Below are 1,362 nucleotides of genomic sequence, written 5' to 3'. Positions count from 1 at the left end.
GGCCCGGGTGCGGGCCGGCCGCCGCGGTCCGGGGTCACTCGCCCTGGGCGGCGTCCTCGGAGGCGGCCGGAGCGGCGCGCCTCGGCGGCCTCGCCCTCGGTCTTCTCGCCCTCGGTCTTTCTCGGCCTGGGCGCCTTCTCGGCGTTGTGCTGCTCGAGCAGCTCGCGCTCCCACTCGGCCATCGGCTCGGCGGACTCGTCGCCGCCCTTGCCGGAGCGGGCCATGAGGCCGTCGGCGACGGCGTCGGCCACCACGCGGGTCAGCAGGGAGACGGAGCGGATCGCGTCGTCGTTGCCCGGGATCGGGTAGGTGACCTCGTCCGGGTCGCAGTTGGTGTCCAGGATGGCGACCACCGGGATGCCCAGCTTCTGGGCCTCGTCCACAGCGAGGTGCTCCTTCTTGGTGTCCACGACCCACACGGCGGAGGGGGTCTTGGACATGTTGCGGATGCCGCCCAAGTTCGCCTCGAGCTTCTGCAGCTCGCGGGAGAGCAGGAGCAGCTCCTTCTTGGTGTGGCCGGAGCCGGCCACGTCCTCGAAGTCGATCTCCTCGAGCTCCTTCATGCGCTGCACGCGCTTGGAGACGGTCTGGAAGTTGGTGAGCATGCCGCCCAGCCAGCGGTGGTTCACGTACGGCATGCCGACGCGGTTGGCCTGCTCGGCGATGGCCTCCTGGGCCTGCTTCTTGGTGCCGACGAACAGGATGGTGCCACCGTGCTTGACGGTCTGCTTGACGAACTCGTAGGCGCGGTCGATGTAGGTCAGCGACTGCTCGAGGTCGATGATGTAGATGCCGTTGCGCTCGGTGAAGATGAAGCGCTTCATCTTGGGGTTCCAGCGGCGGGTCTGGTGACCGAAGTGGACACCGGAGTCGAGGAGCTGGCGCATGGTCACGACGGACGACATGTCGAATCCCTTCTGTGGCGGCCGTAGGACCCCGCGCCTCCAGGCGCAGGCGGCTGCCGATCGTTGTTTCACGGTTCTGCGACCGCCCGGTCGGACGGTCCCTGACACCACGACGGCTCAGCTGCCGGGCCGCCCCCGAAACCCGTCTGCCTCAGGCGGGACCGTCGGTGGGGCCTGCCGCGTCCGGACCGGAGTCCGCAGCGGCACCGTGGTGTGCGTAGTCGATGGCGTGGGCACCCGTTTCCGGGCACGGCACACGTCACCGCTGTGGCCATCATACCCCACGGTCGGCCGCCGCCGCCCGGCGGACGGGACCCCTCCTCCACAGCGGACCGGACCGGCCTGCCCGTCCACAGACCGGTGCCCGACGACGGCACTCCCCTGCCGCCGCGGCGCACCCTGGTCCCATGGGAACCTCACGCACCCGACGCACCCGCCGGCACGCCCGGCCCGCCGC

At 70.7% G+C, this 1,362-nt stretch carries 1 protein-coding gene; it reads right to left on the bottom strand.

Annotated elements, in window-relative coordinates:
- Positions 1-905, bottom strand: a 905-nt coding sequence (gene rpsB, locus AC2W7A_RS12490; protein ID WP_485991619.1) for a 30S ribosomal protein S2, incomplete at its 3' end; no start/stop codon positions are given.
- Positions 906-1,362: the final 457 nt, after the last annotated feature.

The organism is Micrococcus sp. LASM2_SD2 (genome assembly GCF_057364565.1).
The sequence above is the reverse complement of the archived record's forward strand: the minus strand, read 5'-3'. Positions and strand labels throughout refer to the sequence as shown.